The sequence below is a fragment of the Fibrella rubiginis genome (assembly GCF_017353185.1).
Classification (GTDB): domain Bacteria; phylum Bacteroidota; class Bacteroidia; order Cytophagales; family Spirosomataceae; genus Fibrella; species Fibrella rubiginis.
Genome location: NZ_JAFMYV010000011.1, coordinates 104,999 through 122,399 on the forward strand (window position 1 = coordinate 104,999; position 17,401 = coordinate 122,399).

At 54.7% G+C, this 17,401-nt stretch carries 15 protein-coding genes; 9 read left to right on the forward strand and 6 right to left on the reverse strand.

Annotated elements, in window-relative coordinates; all coding sequences use genetic code 11:
* Window positions 1-75 precede the first annotated feature (75 nt).
* The 7 genes from J2I47_RS20060 (at window position 76) to J2I47_RS20090 (ending at window position 4,947) form a co-directional block, all read left to right on the forward strand.
* Window positions 76-1,038 (forward strand): DUF8428 domain-containing protein, encoded by a 963-nt coding sequence (locus tag J2I47_RS20060; RefSeq protein WP_207366394.1) that lies wholly within the window; start codon window positions 76-78, stop codon window positions 1,036-1,038.
* Between the two features lie 145 nt (window positions 1,039-1,183).
* On the forward strand, window positions 1,184-1,552 hold the full coding sequence (gene rpsF / locus J2I47_RS20065) for a 30S ribosomal protein S6 (protein ID WP_207366395.1): 369 nt from the start codon (window positions 1,184-1,186) through the stop codon (window positions 1,550-1,552).
* A gap of 16 nt (window positions 1,553-1,568) precedes the next feature.
* A complete protein-coding gene (gene rpsR, locus J2I47_RS20070; protein WP_207333892.1) occupies window positions 1,569-1,820 on the forward strand; it encodes a 30S ribosomal protein S18 in 252 nt (83 codons plus the stop codon).
* 89 nt (window positions 1,821-1,909) lie between these two features.
* On the forward strand, window positions 1,910-2,353 hold the full coding sequence (gene rplI, locus J2I47_RS20075; protein WP_207366396.1) for a 50S ribosomal protein L9: 444 nt from the start codon (window positions 1,910-1,912) through the stop codon (window positions 2,351-2,353).
* A gap of 69 nt (window positions 2,354-2,422) precedes the next feature.
* The gene (locus J2I47_RS20080) at window positions 2,423-3,412 is read left to right on the forward strand and encodes a GSCFA domain-containing protein (RefSeq protein WP_207366397.1); all 990 of its coding nucleotides are present in this window, start codon (window positions 2,423-2,425) and stop codon (window positions 3,410-3,412) included.
* Window positions 3,413-3,522: 110 nt separating this feature from the next.
* Entirely contained in the window at window positions 3,523-4,632 is a 1,110-nt protein-coding gene (locus J2I47_RS20085) for an Mrp/NBP35 family ATP-binding protein (RefSeq protein ID WP_207366398.1), read from the forward strand.
* Window positions 4,633-4,686: 54 nt separating this feature from the next.
* Window positions 4,687-4,947 (forward strand): NifU family protein, encoded by a 261-nt coding sequence (locus tag J2I47_RS20090; protein ID WP_207366399.1) that lies wholly within the window; start codon window positions 4,687-4,689, stop codon window positions 4,945-4,947.
* A gap of 145 nt (window positions 4,948-5,092) precedes the next feature.
* Here the strand turns inward: J2I47_RS20090 and J2I47_RS20095 are convergent, their stop codons facing one another.
* Genes J2I47_RS20095 through tsaD form a run of 3 tightly spaced genes read right to left on the reverse strand, consistent with a single transcriptional unit; the run spans window position 5,093 to window position 7,869 of the window.
* The gene (locus J2I47_RS20095; protein ID WP_207366400.1) at window positions 5,093-5,926 is read right to left on the reverse strand and encodes a hypothetical protein; all 834 of its coding nucleotides are present in this window, start codon (window positions 5,924-5,926) and stop codon (window positions 5,093-5,095) included.
* Between the two features lie 42 nt (window positions 5,927-5,968).
* Entirely contained in the window at window positions 5,969-6,847 is an 879-nt protein-coding gene (locus tag J2I47_RS20100; protein ID WP_207366401.1) for an MOSC domain-containing protein, read from the reverse strand.
* 5 nt (window positions 6,848-6,852) lie between these two features.
* A complete protein-coding gene (gene tsaD / locus J2I47_RS20105) occupies window positions 6,853-7,869 on the reverse strand; it encodes a tRNA (adenosine(37)-N6)-threonylcarbamoyltransferase complex transferase subunit TsaD (RefSeq protein ID WP_207366402.1) in 1,017 nt (338 codons plus the stop codon).
* A gap of 26 nt (window positions 7,870-7,895) precedes the next feature.
* Between tsaD and J2I47_RS20110 the strand changes: the two genes are divergently transcribed.
* Window positions 7,896-8,285 (forward strand): VOC family protein, encoded by a 390-nt coding sequence (locus J2I47_RS20110; protein ID WP_207366403.1) that lies wholly within the window; start codon window positions 7,896-7,898, stop codon window positions 8,283-8,285.
* A 179-nt stretch (window positions 8,286-8,464) separates the two neighbouring features.
* Window positions 8,465-13,150 (forward strand): translocation/assembly module TamB domain-containing protein, encoded by a 4,686-nt coding sequence (locus J2I47_RS20115; protein ID WP_207366404.1) that lies wholly within the window; start codon window positions 8,465-8,467, stop codon window positions 13,148-13,150.
* Between the two features lie 8 nt (window positions 13,151-13,158).
* On the opposite strand, the gene J2I47_RS20120 is transcribed toward J2I47_RS20115, so the two are convergent.
* From J2I47_RS20120 to ccsA, 3 genes are all read right to left on the reverse strand, one after another.
* Entirely contained in the window at window positions 13,159-14,433 is a 1,275-nt protein-coding gene (locus J2I47_RS20120) for a hemolysin family protein (protein ID WP_207366405.1), read from the reverse strand.
* Window positions 14,434-14,521: 88 nt separating this feature from the next.
* Window positions 14,522-14,785 carry a hypothetical protein gene (locus J2I47_RS20125; protein WP_207366406.1) on the reverse strand — a complete coding sequence of 88 codons (264 nt, stop codon included), beginning with the start codon at window positions 14,783-14,785 and terminating at the stop codon, window positions 14,522-14,524.
* Window positions 14,782-17,400, reverse strand: coding sequence for a cytochrome c biogenesis protein CcsA (gene ccsA, locus J2I47_RS20130; RefSeq protein ID WP_207366407.1), 2,619 nt, complete (start codon window positions 17,398-17,400; stop codon window positions 14,782-14,784). The genes J2I47_RS20125 and ccsA overlap by 4 nt, the downstream gene beginning before the upstream one ends.
* Window position 17,401: the final 1 nt, after the last annotated feature.

A 17,401-nucleotide genomic window follows, 5' to 3' on the forward strand; every position in this document is an offset into this window, starting at 1 on the left:
CCAAACCAGCACGGTTTTATACCAATTTGAGCGGGTTACCGTTTCCAGTCTAACCGCATCTCCACGTATCCTGTTATGGAACAAAGACCCGTAAAACAAAATAGTAGCCGTAATTTTCTCATCATCGCCTTACTGGCCCTGGCCGCTCTCAACGTGATGTTGTTGTATTTCTGGTACCAGGAAAAAGAAAACAATAAAACCAAAGACGCCACCATTGCCGCCAAGACCGAAGAGGTGCTGGTGACAAAAATGAAACTCGATTCCATTGCCGGTCAGCTCGATGCCAAAATTGCCGAAATTCAGCAGCTTGGCGGTAGTATCGACTCACTATTGAAAGTAAAGGAACAGATTGAAAGTGATCGCATCAAGCTCCGCGATGTATCGAATTTCGACGGACGGGCTTATCAGCAAAAGATTAACCGGTATCAAAACCTGCTGGCCGAAAAAGACGCCGAAATAGCCCGATTACGCGAGGAAAACGGTATTCTGAACGAAGACAACGCCATTCTTAAAAACGAGAATACCACGTTGCGAACCGAGCGAAAAACCCTTGTCGACACGGTAGAGAGCTATGCCAGCCAAACCCGGCAGGTGAAAGCCCAGAACCGTGAACTCGCCGACAAAGTTACCGTAGCCGCCGCTCTCCATGCCGACGATATTATGGTAACGGCCCTTAACGCCAGAGGCAAGGAAAAAGATGGTGGCAGCTACAAAGCCAAGCGGCTCGACAAAATAAAAGTAACGTTCCGCCTGCCGCAGAACCCCCTCACCGAGCAAAACGCCAAAGACATCTACCTCCGCATTCTAGACCCCTCCGGTGCCGTTATCTCCGACATGGCTACGGGGTCGGGTGAGTTTACGTATGCCAACAAAGACATGGTTTACACGGCCATGCAGCGCATTGACTACGACAATACGGGCCAGCAGGTGTCGTTTATTTATGGCCGGGGCGGGCAGCGTTTCAACGAAGGCCGCCACACCATCGAGATCTATTCCGAAGGCTTCCGCATCGGGCAAGGCGAGTTTACAGTGAAATAGGAAAAAAGGTTTAAAGTTAAAAGTCCAAGGTTTAACGTTGCTCCGCGATGAGTACCGCACGCGGAGCAACGTTAAACCTTGGACTTTTAACTTTAAACCTTTTTTCCTACCTTTGCGCCCTCATTTTAAAACAAATTAGTTTATCATGTTCCAAAAGAACTACGAGACGGTGTTCATCCTGACACCCGTTTTATCTGAACAACAGATAAAGGACGCCGTCGACAAGTATCGCACCCTGCTTACTGATAACGGGGCCGAGCTTGTTCACGAATACAGCATGGGTTTGCGCAAACTGGCTTACCCGATCAAAAACAAGAATACGGGCTACTATCAGGTATTCGAGTTTAAATGTGATCCTACGCTGATCGCGAAACTCAACATCGAGTATCTCCGTGACGAGCGTATCCTGCGCGATTTGACGACGGTGTTAGACAAACACGCCATCGATTACAACGACCGCAAGAAGAACGGTTTGGTCGGTAAGAAAAAAACAGAAACAGCAGACGCCCGGTAACCGGCGCAAAACAACCATGAGCCTCCAGAACGAATCAATGAATAGCGGCGAAGTCCGCAAGAAGTACTGCCGTTTTAAGAAAGCGGGGATTAAGTACATCGACTACAAAGACCCTAACTTCCTGCTGAAGTTGCTCAACGACCAGGGCCGCATTCTGCCCCGGCGTTTGACGGGCACCAGCCTGAAGTATCAGCGCAAAGTGGCCGTGGCCGTAAAACGCGCCCGTCACCTGGCTTTGCTCCCATTCGTAGCCGATTCACTTAAATAATTGTTCGTTCGTTTGTCTGTTCGTTTGTTCAACTAAGGTTGTAGCAGACAAGCAAGCAAACCATTGAACAAACAAACCTTGTTTTCCCAATGGAAATCATTCTCAAAACCGATATTACCGGGTTGGGCTATAAGAACGATACGGTCGAGGTGAAACCCGGCTATGGTCGTAACTACCTGATCCCGCAGGGCTTTGCCATGATGGCAACGCCGTCAAATAAGAAGATTGTTGCCGAAAACATTCGTCAGGCCGCTCACAAAGTGGAAAAACTGAAGAACGACGCCGTTGCGTTGGCCGAACAGTTGGGCGATACCAAAATCACCATCATGGCGAAAGCCGGTGAGAGTGGCAAAATCTTCGGCCGCGTAACCAACACGCAGATTGCCGATGCGCTTCGCGAGAAAGGCTTCGACATCGACCGGAAGAAAATCACCATCGACGACGTGAAAACCCTCGGCGAATACCAGGCTACCATCGACCTTCACAAAGAAGTGAAGCACCAGGTAACGGTAGACGTGGTGGCGGCTGAATAGTCTGCGACCCTTATTTTTAGCAAAAAGCCAGCTTAGGTAACTCTGAGTTGGCTTTTTGTTTGATCGCCCATGCTCTTTCATACCGAACTAACGCCCGACGAACTGCCCGTTGCCCTGCAACTGACCGACCGGATTGTGACCATCGGGTCGTGTTTTGCGGAGGTAATGGGGCAACGTCTGGCCGACAGCAAACTGGCTACGGCGGTTAACCCGCTGGGCACGTTGTTCAACCCGCTCTCGATCAGTAAGTTGCTGACACTGGCGCTGACGGATGGCGCACCCGACGAGTTGCTGTATGTGGAGCGTGATGGGCTGTGGTTTCATTACGATTTTCATTCATCGTTCTGGGCGAAGTCCCGTAACGAATTGACAGACAGGCTGTCGGGCATACTGGTTGAGGTAGCCCGGGCATTGCGTAAGGCCAACTGGCTATTGCTCACGCTGGGGTCGGCGGTGGTGTATCGGCATAAGGAATCGGGACAGGTAGTAGCCAACTGCCATAAAATGCCACAGGTTAATTTCGACAAGTTTCTTTGCCCGATTAACGAGGTACGGGATAGCCTGACCCAATTGCTGACTCTGCTACGGACCCATAATCCCAATCTGCGGGTGGTGCTGACGGTAAGCCCGGTTCGGCACGTGCGCGACGGGCTTACGCTCAACGGTGCCAGCAAGGCCCTGCTGCGTACAATCTGCGCTGAAGTCTCCCTGCCAGCTTCCCAGACGTATTATTTCCCGGCTTACGAACTCGTGCTCGACGATCTGCGCGACTACCGTTTCTACGAAGCCGACCTGATTCATCCCAACGTGCAGGCGCATGACTACGTGTTCGGGAAGTTTGCCGAGTCAGCTTTCTCCCAGGAGCTCCGTGCTTTTGTTAAGGAGTGGAGTCAGATACGGCAAGGGCTGGCGCACCGGCCTTTGCACGGAAACACGGCAGCATATCGTCAGTTTTTAACTAATCTCCTGGCTAAAATTCAGGCTTTACCCGCCGCTATTGACACCACCACCGAACGGGCTGAAGTGCAATCGCGTTTGGAAAATAAGTCCAATGTTTAATAGTCAAAGTTTAAGGCTGCTTCGCTGATCGGTGTACGGCGGGCGAGGGACTTCCCGACCACCCAACGAAGCAACCTTAAACCTTGACCATTAAACATTAATCTCTCCTTATGTCAAGCTATAAACTCACCGAACAAACGGTTCTGGCAGCCCTGGGGCATGTGGAAGAACCCGACCTCAAACGCGACATCGTGTCGCTGGGGATGGTAAACAATATTGTGCTGGGCGTCGATTCAGTGCGGTTTACGGTGGTACTCACTACGCCCGCCTGCCCATTGAAAGAGCTGATCCGGCAACGTTGCGAGGCGGCCATCCATGAGCATATTGGCCCCGAAGTGACCGTGCAGATCGACATGACGGCCAACGTGACCTCGACCCGTGACAGCGCACCGTTGCTGCCGGGGGTGAAAAACATCATTGCTGTGGCGTCTGGTAAAGGCGGCGTGGGTAAGTCGACGGTAACGGCTAACCTGGCTATTGCGCTCCACAAATCGGGCGCGAAAGTGGGCATCATCGACGCCGACATCTACGGGCCATCCATCCCGGTCATGTTCGGGGCCGAAGACATGCAGCCGCAGATTGTTCAGATTGACGGGCAAAACCGGCTGCAACCCATCCAGCAGTTTGGCATTAAGCTGATGTCAATTGGTTTTCTGGTGCCACCCGATCAGGCCATGCTCTGGCGCGGACCGGTGGCTAGCCGGGCGTTGCAACAGTTTTTCTCCGACACCGAATGGGGCGAACTAGACTACCTGCTCATTGACCTCCCCCCCGGCACCGGCGACATCCATTTGTCATTGGTGCAGACCGTGCCGGTAACAGGGGCAATCATTGTGACGACGCCGCAGAAAGTGGCCATTGCCGACGCCATTAAAGGACTGACCATGTTCCGGCAGCCGCAGATCAACGTGCCGGTGCTGGGCATTGTGGAGAACATGGCTTATTTCACACCCGCCGAACTGCCTGATCATCAATATTTTATTTTCGGCAGTGGCGGTGCGCAGCAGCTATCTGAACGGTTCGACGTGCCGCTGCTGGGTCAGATTCCGCTGGTGCAAAGCATCCGCGAGGCGGGCGACGAAGGTAAACCGGCCATTGTATCGGGCGAGCCCATTGCGGCAGAAGCCTTCCGGGGGGCGGCAGAATCGCTGGCCCGTCGCGTGGCCATTCGTAATGCTACGCAGGACCAGACCAAACGCGTTGAGTTCACACGGGTGTAGGGCTGGTCACGATTTTTTGTATCTTTACTAGAGCTAGCTCTCCCAACTCTATTTATGCTTGTTGCCAACTCACTCCCGCTGATTGACCGCGTCGACAAGGCCCTCGACAGCATGAGGCCCTATTTGGCTACCGACGGCGGCAATGTGAAAGTTCTTGATGTGTCTGATGAGGGCGTGGTACGGCTCGAACTGCTCGGCTCGTGCGGCAGTTGCCCCATGTCGGCCATGACGTTCAAAGGTGGTCTGGAAGAAGCCATCCTCCGCGCCGTCCCCGAAGTGACCCGCGTAGAGGCGGTAAACCTTACGCTAAAATAGTTTAATGTTTGAGGTTTAAGGTCTAACGTTGCTTCGCGCTTTATGGCTTCGCGTTACGTGCCCTGAGCCTGTTGGGGACGCCTAGTCGAAGGGATGCAAGCGCGAAGCAACGTTAGACCTTAAACCTCAAACATTAAACTACCCCTTAAAGCACCAAGACCGGTAGCCAGAAAACGGCATCGGCGAAGAAGCGGTACCGGCCCTGGCGACCGAAGTAGCCGGGGTAGCGCTGAATAGCGTAGAGCACCAGGCCCATGATGGCCAGCATCAGCGATGACCGTTGCGTAAACCGCGCCCCACCGCCCGAATCGTCGGCAGTGAAACAGACCATAAGCGCACCAGCCACGATCACAAATGCCAGCCAGCGCAGGATGGCTTCGCAACGGGCTGCTCCCCAGTAAGTAGCCAGCGATGGGCCGACATTTACTGCGCTTTCGCGCTGTTCGTAAACCGAAAAAAGCAGGATATTCTGAAACGCGATGCCCAGAAACAGGGCCGCTTCAGCTTTGAAAGGCCAGCCCAGTTCAGCCCGCTGTACCCACACACTGCCCCAGATACCCGCCGTAAACAGCACAGCTACGAGTGGCTCTTTCAGCACCAAAACATTGCTCCGGTTCGGCACTTGCGATACGCCCAACACGTAGACAACGCAGATTGCACCCAGCACGGCCCCGAACCTGACGACGGTGCCGGGCAGAAAAAACACCAGAATAGCCCCTACTGCCAGCGCCCCACCTACCACACCCCAAAGCAGTTCGGCGTTGGCGGCGTGAAACCGATGGCGACCCGTTGTAGGCGCCTGTGGCTTACGCACGTCGAGCAGGCGGTCGGCGGTGTAGATGGCCCAGACTACAATGGCCAGCAGCGGCGTAGTGGCCCAATGAACCGGGTCAACGTCGGACAGGCGAGCGGCAAAGCGGTTGGAAAAAACAGCGCCCAGCACGACGGGCAAACTCAGGTAGATAAATGGACGAAGCATAGAAGGCAGTTTTCAATTCAGCCGCACCGGTGGAACTGAAAACTATAAACTAGTTGGAAGCCAGGGTTCTTTTCGCTCAATGATGTGGATGACGTCGCCCACGCGGATGGTTTGGCCTGCGGAGGCCGGGTGGACCATTACGTTTTCGCCAAAGAGAATTTTGTTGCGGGCCGACCGGTACCGGGCCAGCGTCTGCAGGGGTTCTTTGCCGGTTTCGCCCGTGGCCGGATCAATGGTGGTAAGCACGCACCGGCTGCACGGTTTCACACCGTATAACGTGGCTTCGCCGATCTGAAACGTACCCCAGGTGTCTTCGTCATGTGGCCAGCAAAGGCCCTCCACAACCATATTGGGCCGAAAACGAGCCATCGCCATCTGCCTTTCAGCTTTTTCGTCCAGACGCCGATTCAATTCATTCAATGATGATTCGGTGGCAATGAGCATCGGGAAACCATCGGCAAAACTCACTACTTCTTCCGTGACGGTTTCGGGCCGGAGGTGGCTGCTCGTGATTGTGCGCTGGGTGCTCTCGGGCATATACACCAGCCGGCACGCCTTGCCGAGAGCGTTTGTAAACCAGTCATCAGCCTCTCGGTCAACGGGTTGCGCCGACACGCCTTCGCTATCCCAGATGTTGACCGAATGGGTAGGTCCATCGGATGGGTTGGGCACCAGCGGCAGGGTCAGCACATTGGCGGGGTCATGGCGGTGCCAGACGCGGAGTTCGTTGGCGGCTTCGTTCATAGCCACGTCGATGAGGGCCATCTGGTGGCAGGTGCGCTGGGTAATAAAATCGCCCGATGGCGTCACGAGCATATACCGCCGGTCGTAGCGCAGGCCGCGCTCATCAAGAACCGCTGCTGGCACCGAGATGCCGCCAAGCGATTTGATGGGGTAAATGTGGATGGATTTTAGAAGCATAGTAGTTACATCGCCATCCTGGGCAGAGGGCTAACGTCCTGACCAACGAAGTCGCCCTGCTGGTATTTGAAATAGCCCGCCATGGCAATCATGGCGGCGTTGTCGGTACAGTACTCAAATTTCGGAATAAACACGTCCCAGCCCTGCTCCTGCCCCAACTGATCGAGGGCATTGCGCAGGCCACTGTTGGCCGAAACACCCCCAGCAATGGCCACCTGTTTAATGCCCGTTTCCTGCATAGCCCGCTTTAGCTTGGTCAGCAGCATCTGCACCAGTGTGTGCTGAATGCTGGCACAAACGTCGGCCAGATTGTCGGCTACAAAAGTGGGGTTGTGCTTTGTCCTGTCGCGCAGGAAGTACATAATGGCCGTTTTGATGCCGCTGAAGGAGAAATCCAGGCCGGGCATCTCGGTGGTAGGAAATTTAAACGCCAGTGGATTACCCGTCTTGGCATACCGGTCGATAAGCGGCCCGCCGGGGTAGGGCAACCCCAGCAGTTTGGCCGATTTGTCGAAGGCTTCGCCCACGGCGTCGTCCTGCGTTTGGCCAATCACGTGCATAGCCAGCGGCGCATCCACCCGCACCAGCTGCGTGTGTCCACCACTGACGGTGAGGCATATAAACGGAAAGCCGGGACCTTTCGCGTTGGGATTTTCGGCGTCGGCAATGAAATGGGCCAGTACGTGGGCCTGCATGTGGTTTACTTCAATAAGCGGGATATTCAACCCAAGGGCCAGCGCTTTGGCAAACGAAGCACCCACCAGCAAGGCCCCCAATAGCCCCGGCCCCCGCGTGAACGCCACGGCCGACAAGTCTGTTTTGGCTATTTTTGCGGCGGCAAGAGCCTGATCCACCACCCGCACAATATGCTGCTGATGCGCCCGTGAGGCAAGTTCCGGCACTACACCGCCATATTGTTCGTGGATAAGTTGGGTGGCAATAATATTCGAGCGGATTTGTCCGTCGGTCAGCACCGCCGCCGATGTTTCGTCGCAGGACGACTCAATAGCTAGTACATTCATTTCTGCAAAATTACGACCTTTCCCTTATGCCTCGCCACCTTGCCCATCTCGCGCTCGTTGTTGCCGACTACGATGAAGCTATTGCGTTCTACACCCACAAGCTGAATTTTGTGTTAGTCGAAGACACAGTCCTCTCTCCTACCAAACGCTGGGTACGCGTGGCCCCGTCGGCTGGAGACGGATGCTGCCTCTTGCTGGCTAAGGCCGACGGCGACGAGCAGCAAACCCGCATAGGCAACCAAACTGGCGGGCGGGTATTTCTTTTCCTGAACACCGACGATTTCTGGCGTGACTATACCCTCTACCAGCAAAACGGCGTCCGCTTTGTGCGCGAACCCGTTGAAGAGCCCTATGGCACCGTAGCCGTCTTCGCAGATCTCTACGGAAATCTGTGGGACCTGATCCAGCCGAAATAGTGGACCAGCTCAGGCGGCGGTCTCAGGACGACCGCTTGCTATACAAAAGTTGCCCCTGTGTAACGAAATAGCGATTTTTACCGTTTAGAGGGTGCAACGCTAAACGTTTACTCACTGGCTTGCTCTAAGGAGTGAATCAGCCCTGGTTCAGCTCCACTACGCTCCCACCCTGCTCCTGAATGCGGCAATTTGTCAACATACTACTCAAAACCATCCTGCTTTTACTGCTGGTATTGGTTTCGGTGTTGGTGTTGCTACAGTTGCCACCTATTCAAACCTACATGGTGCAGCGGGCCGCCAAATGGGCCACTGAACGTCTCGGCATGCAGGTTACCATTGGCGGGGCATCCATCAAATGGTTCGACACGCTCACACTGGAAGAAGTCGGCGTCCGCGATTTTCAGGGGCGGCCTATGATTCAGGTGGGGCGGCTGGAAGTAAACTACGACCTCGGCAACCTCGCCGACTTGTCGGGCCTGCCGATCTGGCTGGGCAACCTAATCACCAAACGCCGCGAGACAGACCCCCGTCGTACCGACACCCACCTGGACGAAGTGGTGCTTTACCAGCCCAACGTGCAGTTCATTTACAATGAAAAATCGGGCGACCTCAACTTCGACGATTTCATTGCCGCCATTGAACGGCTTACTTCCGACCCGAAAGCTCCCGCCAGCGACGTACACACGCCGTTTACAATCGGGCGGGTGTCGGTGGTAGATGGGGCCTTTTCGATAGACGATCCACGGGAAAAGTACATGACAAATCCCAAGGATTTCGACTATAACCATATCCGGCTGTCGGCTATCCAGGGCAATGTAAAAAACTTTCTGGTGCTGGGCGACACCATTGCACTGGACGTAAACAAGCTCCGCACCACCGACATCAAAACCGGGCTGACGGTGAAGCGCATGGATACAAAGTTTCTGTATTCAGCCAAAAAGATGGAATTCGACCAGCTTTACATGGCCGTCAACAATTCCATCATTCGCGACTACGTAGCTTTCTCGTTCAACCGCCCCGGCGATATGGGCGACTTCAACACGAAGGTGGCCATCCGCGCCAATTTTGCCAACAGCATAATCCATTCGGCTGATTTGGGGGCGTTTTCAGACTACGTCCGCGGTTTGAAAGAGACCTGGACGCTGTCGGGCAATTTGCGCGGGCGGGTGGTTGATCTGTCGCTGGTGAACACCGATCTGCGGTTTGGTCAGCAAAGCCGCAGCCGACTGACGGGCGATCTGGCCTTTGTGGGGCTGCCCGACATGGACCATCTACGGGTAGACTGGCGGTTCAGGCCGTCGACGGTGGTCATGGCCGACGTGCACCAGTATTACCCCGACCTGGCCTTTACCAAACTGGCCAACAAGATTAATGTGCTGGCGTTCAATGCCAACTTCGCCGGAACGTTCGACAATTTTGACACTAAAGGACAGTTTAACACCGCGCTGGGCCGGGTGGCGGGCAGCCTGAAACTGAAGCTGGCCGATAACCCCGATCAGACGACTTACGACGCAGACCTGACCGCCGAAAATTTCCGCGTGGGAGAACTGATCGACCAACCCGGCACTATCGAGACCATTGACGGGCACGGGCGGCTACAGGGGCGGGGCACTGACCTGGGCAAAGCCTCGGCCGATGTAGACGGGCAATTTGCACGGCTTGGTTTCGACGGCTATTCGTACAAAAATCTAAGCTTACAGGGCAATCTCCAGAAAGCCTATTTCGATGGGCACGTGGCCCTGCGCGACCCCAACGCCAAGCTGAACCTCGACGGTCAGTTTGACCTGCGTGGCCCCCGCAACCGCTTCGACGTGCGGGGCACCATACAGCAGGCAGACCTCCGGGCGTTGGGTTACGTCACCGACTCTCTAACGGTTAGCACCTACTTAAATGCCGAACTGGAAGGCAACTCGCTGGATCAGCTAACGGGCACGGCCAACTTACGGGATGCGTTTCTGACGTTGAACGGACGGAACCTGGCTATCGACACGCTGGCGCTGGTTTCGACAATTGAGGGCAACCAAAGCCGGTATCTAAACATCGATTCTGACTTCTTCGCGGCCCGTCTGCAAGGCAATTACCAACCAAAACGCACCCTGGCCGACCTGAAGCAACTGGTAAACGAATACAAATTATATTTTGGGGGTGATGCCACGGGCCGGGCAGACTACTATGCCCGGAAAACAGCCACTGCGCTCAAAACAAACCCGCTGCCCTACCATGTCGATTACCTGCTTACGGTACGGAATGCCCGTCCGTTGCTGGCTTTCCTGGGGCCACAGGCCTATGTGGCAACGGGAACGCGTGTGGCAGGCCGGTTTAATGCTGACCACACGCAGTTTCTGACCACCAACGTGGCTACCGATTCTATCAGCTATCTCGGTTATCATTTCGGTCATACCGAACTGGACCTGAACACGTCAAAATTCACCAACGGTGAAGCCGTGCTGGCATCAGCTATTTTGTCATCGACGCGGCAGAAGCTGGGTAAGCTGGCCCCCACGGAAGGGCTGGAAGTGGAGGCATCGTGGGATCAGGACCATATCGAATTTACGAGCAGCGTGCAGCAGGCAGGTACCACCAATCAGGCCGACCTGAATGGGGCCTTGCAGTTCAAAGGTGATGCAGTAGACCTTTCTTTCCGTAAGTCACGGCTACGGTTGCTGGACACTGACTGGACGCTGAACCCGGAAAGTCTGGTACGCATTGTGGGCAATGAGTTTACGTTACGGAACCTGACCTTATCTCACGAAAATCAGTTTATTACCGCCAACGGAAAAATATCGACAGACAGCACCCAACGGCTGGACCTGGCCGCGCGCGACTTCCAGCTTAGCTCGCTCAATCCGGTGTTGAACACCAACATCGGTGGGGTGCTCAACGGCACTGTTTTGCTGCGAAGCCTCTACAGCGCGGCCATTCTGGAAAGCCAGTTCAACGTATCGAAGCTGGCATATGACGGTGCTGAAATTGGCGACGTAGTTGGGCAGGGTACCTACGATCCGGCAGCGCAACGCGTAAACGTAGACACCCGGCTGATCCGCGACCGGGTCGACGTGCTGACGTTGACAGGCAGTTACACGCCTGGCCTGACAGCCAACTCCCTAGCACTCAAGGCTGTATTCAATAATGCTGAACTACGACTAGTGGCTCCCTTCACCAAAGACATCTTCTCAAACTTCGGGGGAACCCTGCTGGGGCAGGTCGATATTAAGGGTACGCCGAAAGCACCACTGCTGAGTGGCGCCATTGATGTGGTGAAAGGTCGTACTACGTTTGACTACCTGAAAGCGGATCTGTTTTTCGACAACAAAATCTATTTCGGCGAAAACGAGATCATCACTCGCCGCATGGTGCTCCGCGATGCTGACGGCAACACCGCTGTTATTCGGGGGGGCGTTTATCACGACAACTTCAAGTACTTCCAGCTCAATTTTGATGCAGAACTGGATCGGTTTAAGATTTTGAACACCACGCCCAAGGATAAAAACAGCGATATGTTCTATGGGCAGGCTGTTGTGACCGGGAAAGCGCAGCTATATGGCCCCCTCAACAACCTCACCGTGCAGGCCGACATGCGCAGCAATAAGGGCACGCGGATCTATATTCCGATGGACGGTGCCGCCAGCGTGGCCGAGCAGAACTCGGTTCAGTTTGTGAGCCGCCGGCAGGGAGCAATCAAAGACACGGTGAAGACCACCCCCACAGTTGACCTGTCGGGTCTGACCCTCGATTTCAAATTCGACATCACGCCCGACGCCTATTGCGAAGTGCAGCTCGACCGGCAAACCGGCGATATTATCCGTACCAATGGCGAAGGCCGGATTGCCATGAAAATTGACACGAAAGGCGATTTCAGCATGACCGGGTCCTATGGTATCACCCAGGGCGACTACACATTTACGTTCCAGAACCTGATTAACAAAAAGTTTCAGATCCGGCCCGGCAGCCGCCTCACCTGGACCGGAGACCCTTATGGTGCTGTAATGGACGTAACCGCCGCCTATACTCAGTCTACGGCCCTGGGTGCGTTGCTGGCTAACACCTCGTCAAACAGTAACTCACCCGACCGCAACCGCCGTTACCCCGTCGACGTGCTGATTCGGCTGACAGGCCTGCTCACTACCCCCGACGTATCGTTTGACCTGAAAGTGAAGGAATATCCCGCTTCCGGCGAGTTCCGGCAGGCAGTAACTGCGTTTGAAAACCGGATTCAGAGCAATGACCAGGAGCTAACCCGGCAGGTATCCAGTCTGTTGTTGTTTAACCAGCTGATTCCTGAGGGGTCGAACCTGTTCAGTCAGGATGGTATTGGCAGTGCGGCGGGAGAGATCGCTTCCAACCTGGTAAACCGGGTATTTTCCAACGTGAACGACAAGCTCGACATTGGGGTGTCGCTGGGTAATCTGTTAGCGACTAATTCAACCAACACCCTGTCGGCCAATGACAACCTGCTGAACAACCTACAGCTGCGGTTTTCGTATCGGTTGCTTAACGACCGTCTGCGCGTAAGCCGCGACGGAGGATTCACGTATGGCCAAAGTCAGGCCAGCGCGGCCAGTTTGCTGGGTGAGTGGACGCTGGAGTACTGGCTTACGCCCAACGGTCAACTACGGCTTAAAATGTATAACCGCAACCAGCAAAGCGCCCTGGGCCAGTCGATTTATAACTCGGCTACCCTGACTACCAGCGGCGGACTTAGTGTGCTATATACCAAGTCGTTCAACCGTTTTTTCAACAGTAAAGCGGCAAAACCCGGTATTACGCTGCCTAACGAAACGGCACCTGCCCCACCCACCACGGGCACTCAGCCACTGGCCATTCCGCCACCCTCAACAGCGGCGGGGTTAACCGACACCAAGTAGGCGGCAACTTACCCCTTCCCTACCGACACCCGGACGGACTCGATGCGGGTGCCCTTTACGGCCTCAACCACAATAGTGTAGGGCGGCACCTGAAACACATCACCTACATTGGGCAGGTCTTCATTAATGGAAAGGATGAGACCACTAAGCGTGTCGTAGTCTCCTTCGGGAAGGCTCCAGCCGTACTTTTCGTTTAAGTCGTCGATCTCGTGGCGAGCCGACAGCCGGTAGGTATTCTCGTCAATCTGCTGTTCAATCCAGTCTTCGTTGTTGTCGTATTCATCCTGGATTTCGCCAAATATCTGCTCCACAATATCCTCAACGGTGATGATACCCGCTGTGCCGCCAAACTCGTCGACCACCAGAGCCAGGCTTTTCCGTTCCGACAGAAACCGCAATAGCAGATCATTGGCGGGCATGGTTTCAGGCACGGTGATCAAGGGCGACAGGATGGCATCGATGCGCTGTGGTTTTTTGAACAGGGCCGTGGCGTGGCAATAGCCAATGATGTCGTCGATACTTTCGCGGTAAACCAGAATCTTCGAATGGCCACTCTGCTGAAACGTCTCGCGCAGTTCGTCAATCGAATCATCTACGTCAACGGCGGCAATTTCAGTGCGCGGCACGAGGCAGTCGCGCACCCGCACGTCGCGAAACTCGATGGCATTGTTAAAAATACGCGTGTCTACTTCTACATCCTGCTCGCTTTCGGTAGGGTTCTGGTTAAGTTGCTGGAGGTAGTTATTGAGGTCGGTAAGGCCAAAAACAGGGCGGATTTCATCAACACGCTGGCGCAGAATGTATTTGTTAACCATCCGGGCAAGGCTTACCAACACCCGAACCAGCGGCGCAATAGCCTGGTAGATAACCCAAAGCGGTACGGCCAGCCGTTCTATAAACGCATCGGGGTGAATGAGCGCCAGGCTCTTGGGCAGGTAATCGGCGAACGGCAGGAAAATCAGCGTCAGGATAACGGTTTCAATGGCCAGCAGTGCCATTGGGCTGTCGAACGCAGCAGGCAGCAGCCGTTCCAGCAGGGGGTTCAGCGCCGTAACACCCAGCACAGCATAGAGTACCAGAAACAGCGTGTTGCCGGTGAGTGTAGTGCCAATAAACAGGATGGGGTTCTTCAGGAACTTGGTCACCAGCTTCTCGCCCAGTGGCCCCTGCTTGCTGTGCAGGTCGAAATAGAGCCGGTTTACCGAACTGTAGGCTGTCTCGACCGCCGCAAAAAAACCGGTGGCAATCAACGCAAGAAGGGCACCCAGCAAGATATAAGTCATAGATGTTGAGAGGCGAGAAAGGAGAAGAGACAAGAAATAAGAAGTGAGAAACAGGAGGTCTCGCCTCTTATTTCTTGCTTCCTGGCTCTCACTTCTTATTTCTTGTCTCTTCTTTATTACTCTTCTTAGCCGCTGTTTTTTTGCGGGTTTCGATCATCTGCTTGATCGTGGGCGACACGTCTTTCTGAACCTGACGGTCGCGGTAACGAAAAAACTGGTAAGCAAACAGAAAGACCAGCGCCATCATCAGGGCCGGGTAGCTTTCCAGAAAACCGGCCCGACGTACCTCCAGCGCCCAGATAAACAGGCTACCGATAAACAGCGAAAGCAGGGCCGTATCGCGCAGTTTCATACCGTTTTTGCGGGATTTTTGTACGTAGGCACTTTGCGCTTAGGAGCCGCAACGACCCGGTCTTTCGCCAGGTCTACTTCGTCTTTTTCGGTCATCCTGCCACTTTCGCGATAACGCCGCACCGACGACATGGTAAAGCCAACAACCAGCACCAGCGTACCGATCCAGAGCAGGTTGATCAGCGGCTTTTCCGAGGCTTTCATGACGATGTAGTCGCGCTGCGTGCGGTTCACGTTGAAGGTGAACAGGCCCGTTTTTGGGTCGATCATGGCGAGTTGAATACGTACGCCAATCTCGTCGCTGATGTCGGGTGGGCTGGCGAAGGCTTTGTCACGCACCACAAAAGCTGGGCGTAAGGTAACTACGTGGTCTTTGTAGAGTACCCGCACGCTGGCCTGCACCGCAATGTCATTGGGTTTCATGGTCATGCCCGGCACCTCATCCACTTTCTTCACATCATCCAGAATAGCCACGTAGTCATTCAGGAAAAACGTGTCGCGGATGGCTACGCTATATTTTTCTGTCTTCTCCCAGCGGCTTTCGGCGTTGGGGTCCGGCACCGACGAGACGAACGTATAGAGGTCGCGACCAGCCTTGCGCTTAATGTCGGGCGAAGCCAGCAGGCCCATCCGGTCGTTGACCTGTGCGCGTGGGTATAGCGAAAAGACTTTGCCTTTCTGATCGCGGTATTCCACTTCGTAGTAAGTGTTCTCAGGATACAGGGCCACGGTGTCGCCTTTCTGGTGATACACTTTGCCGTTATAAGCCAGATCCTGCTCTGCAATGCCGTGGTAATCGCCCTCGATCACCGTCACGGCTTTGCGAGGCTGGTAGCCGGGCATATCGCGCACTTCAATGCGCTGCCCCCGGTAGGTCATCTGGTAATCGCCCATACGCTCGGCCTGATTCAGCCACAGCAGTACGTTCTCCTTATTGCCTTTGTTGTCGTCTTTGGTAAACTCGGCATTTTTCGAAATCATCAGGCCACTGTTATTGATCGACACCACTTTTGAGTAGCCCGACGAAAACAGAATACCCAGCAGCATCAGGGCCACTCCCATGTGCGTCACCGCGCCACCCGACACCCGGTAATTCCCCTGCGCAATACCCAGCAGAATGGCACCATTGGCCATCAGCGCAAACATCGACGTGGTCAGCAGCACCATAAAAATAGGGTTCTTCACGTCGCCGAAGTAAATGAACGCCGCCGAGGCCAGCAGCGTCAGCACGGCGGGTGCGGTAAGACCGTCCATGTTGCCCTTACCGATTTTGCGCCACCACATGTACTGACCTACCCCCGTAAGTAGGGCAATGAGGCTGAAAAACCAGATCTGGAATTTGTTGTAGTGGGCCACCTGATCACCGGGAGGGGCAATGTTGGCGGTTTTGCCAAACACCTCGGCAATCTTGTTGAACACCGGAAACGAGGTGGTGAAGATGATCTGAAAACCAGCCAGACACAGCACCAGCGCCCCAATCAGCAGCCAGGTTTCTTTGTTATAGGTCGACAGTTCTTTTTCATCGCTGACAATCAGGTGCCATTTGGCCGCCATCAGCCCGACGGCCAACACGAGAAACGCCAGCAGGTATACCAGCAGTTGCCCGGATAAACCCAGGTCGGTGAATGAGTGAACCGAAGCGTTGCCCAGGATACCACTCCGCGCCAGGAAGGTTGAATAGAGAATAAGCAGAAACTGCGCTACGGTGAGGATAATGGCCGCTTTCACCCCCGCCGACGACCGTTTGGCAATCAGCATCATGTGGATGGCGGCAATCATAATAAGCCAGGGTACAAACACGGCATTCTCTACGGGGTCCCAGTTCCAGTAACCGCCGAAGTTCAGCGTCTCATAGGCCCAGTAGCCACCCATCATAATACCTACGCCCAACACCACGGCACCTACCAGCATCCAGGGTTGCGCGGCACGCACCCAGTCGATGGGTTTGTTTTGCCAGAGACCGGCAATACAGTAGGCAAACGGCACCAGCGTAAGCGCAAAGCCCAAAAACAGCGTGGGCGGGTGGATCACCATCCAGTAGTTCTGTAGCAGCGGGTTCAGGCCTTTGCCATCGGCAGGAATAAAGTTGGGGTCCATGGTAAACACCGGGGCGTCGGGCATGGCTTCCTTGAGCAGCATGAACGGCGACGAACCAATTTTCAGATCACCCACGGCCACACCCAGAATCATCGACGCCAGAAACACCTGCACTGAAGCAAACACGGTCATCAGTGGACCTTCCCAGCGCGACCCGGCGGTACGCGTCAGGATGGCGCCAAGTACAGCGTTCCAGAACAGCCACAGCAGGAAGCTACCCTCCTGCCCTTCCCAGAAACAGGAGATCATGAAGTGCACCGGCAACGCCCGCGACGAGTGGCTCCAAGCATACTGGTACTCGAACCGGTGGTTATAGATGATAAAAAACAGCGACGCCACCACCCCCACGATGGTGGCCCCGTGGACATAAAACGCCGACCGGGCCAGTCCTTTCCAGTGCGCCTCATCGGCGGGTTGGGTGGCGAGGGTTGTTTTCAGGTAAGCAAACGTGGCCACCATCGCCGTCACAAACGACAGGATGACGAACAGGTGCCCAAGGTTTCCAACGGTAAAATCCATG

Bases quoted from the DNA above. Each gene is read 5' to 3' on its own strand.
- J2I47_RS20090 (WP_207366399.1), top strand. From the start codon at position 4,687: ATGCTTGTTGCCAACTCACTCCCGCTGATTGACCGCGTCGACAAGGCC.
- rplI (WP_207366396.1), top strand. From the start codon at position 1,910: ATGGAAATCATTCTCAAAACCGATATTACCGGGTTGGGCTATAAGAAC.
- J2I47_RS20095 (WP_207366400.1), bottom strand. From the start codon at position 5,926: ATGCTTCGTCCATTTATCTACCTGAGTTTGCCCGTCGTGCTGGGCGCT.
- J2I47_RS20085 (WP_207366398.1), top strand. From the start codon at position 3,523: ATGTCAAGCTATAAACTCACCGAACAAACGGTTCTGGCAGCCCTGGGG.
- J2I47_RS20080 (WP_207366397.1), top strand. From the start codon at position 2,423: ATGCTCTTTCATACCGAACTAACGCCCGACGAACTGCCCGTTGCCCTG.
- ccsA (WP_207366407.1), bottom strand. From the start codon at position 17,400: ATGGATTTTACCGTTGGAAACCTTGGGCACCTGTTCGTCATCCTGTCG.
- tsaD (WP_207366402.1), bottom strand. From the start codon at position 7,869: ATGAATGTACTAGCTATTGAGTCGTCCTGCGACGAAACATCGGCGGCG.
- J2I47_RS20110 (WP_207366403.1), top strand. From the start codon at position 7,896: ATGCCTCGCCACCTTGCCCATCTCGCGCTCGTTGTTGCCGACTACGAT.
- J2I47_RS20115 (WP_207366404.1), top strand. From the start codon at position 8,465: ATGCGGCAATTTGTCAACATACTACTCAAAACCATCCTGCTTTTACTG.
- J2I47_RS20060 (WP_207366394.1), top strand. From the start codon at position 76: ATGGAACAAAGACCCGTAAAACAAAATAGTAGCCGTAATTTTCTCATC.
- J2I47_RS20120 (WP_207366405.1), bottom strand. From the start codon at position 14,433: ATGACTTATATCTTGCTGGGTGCCCTTCTTGCGTTGATTGCCACCGGT.
- J2I47_RS20125 (WP_207366406.1), bottom strand. From the start codon at position 14,785: ATGAAACTGCGCGATACGGCCCTGCTTTCGCTGTTTATCGGTAGCCTG.
- J2I47_RS20100 (WP_207366401.1), bottom strand. From the start codon at position 6,847: ATGCTTCTAAAATCCATCCACATTTACCCCATCAAATCGCTTGGCGGC.
- rpsR (WP_207333892.1), top strand. From the start codon at position 1,569: ATGAGCCTCCAGAACGAATCAATGAATAGCGGCGAAGTCCGCAAGAAG.
- rpsF (WP_207366395.1), top strand. From the start codon at position 1,184: ATGTTCCAAAAGAACTACGAGACGGTGTTCATCCTGACACCCGTTTTA.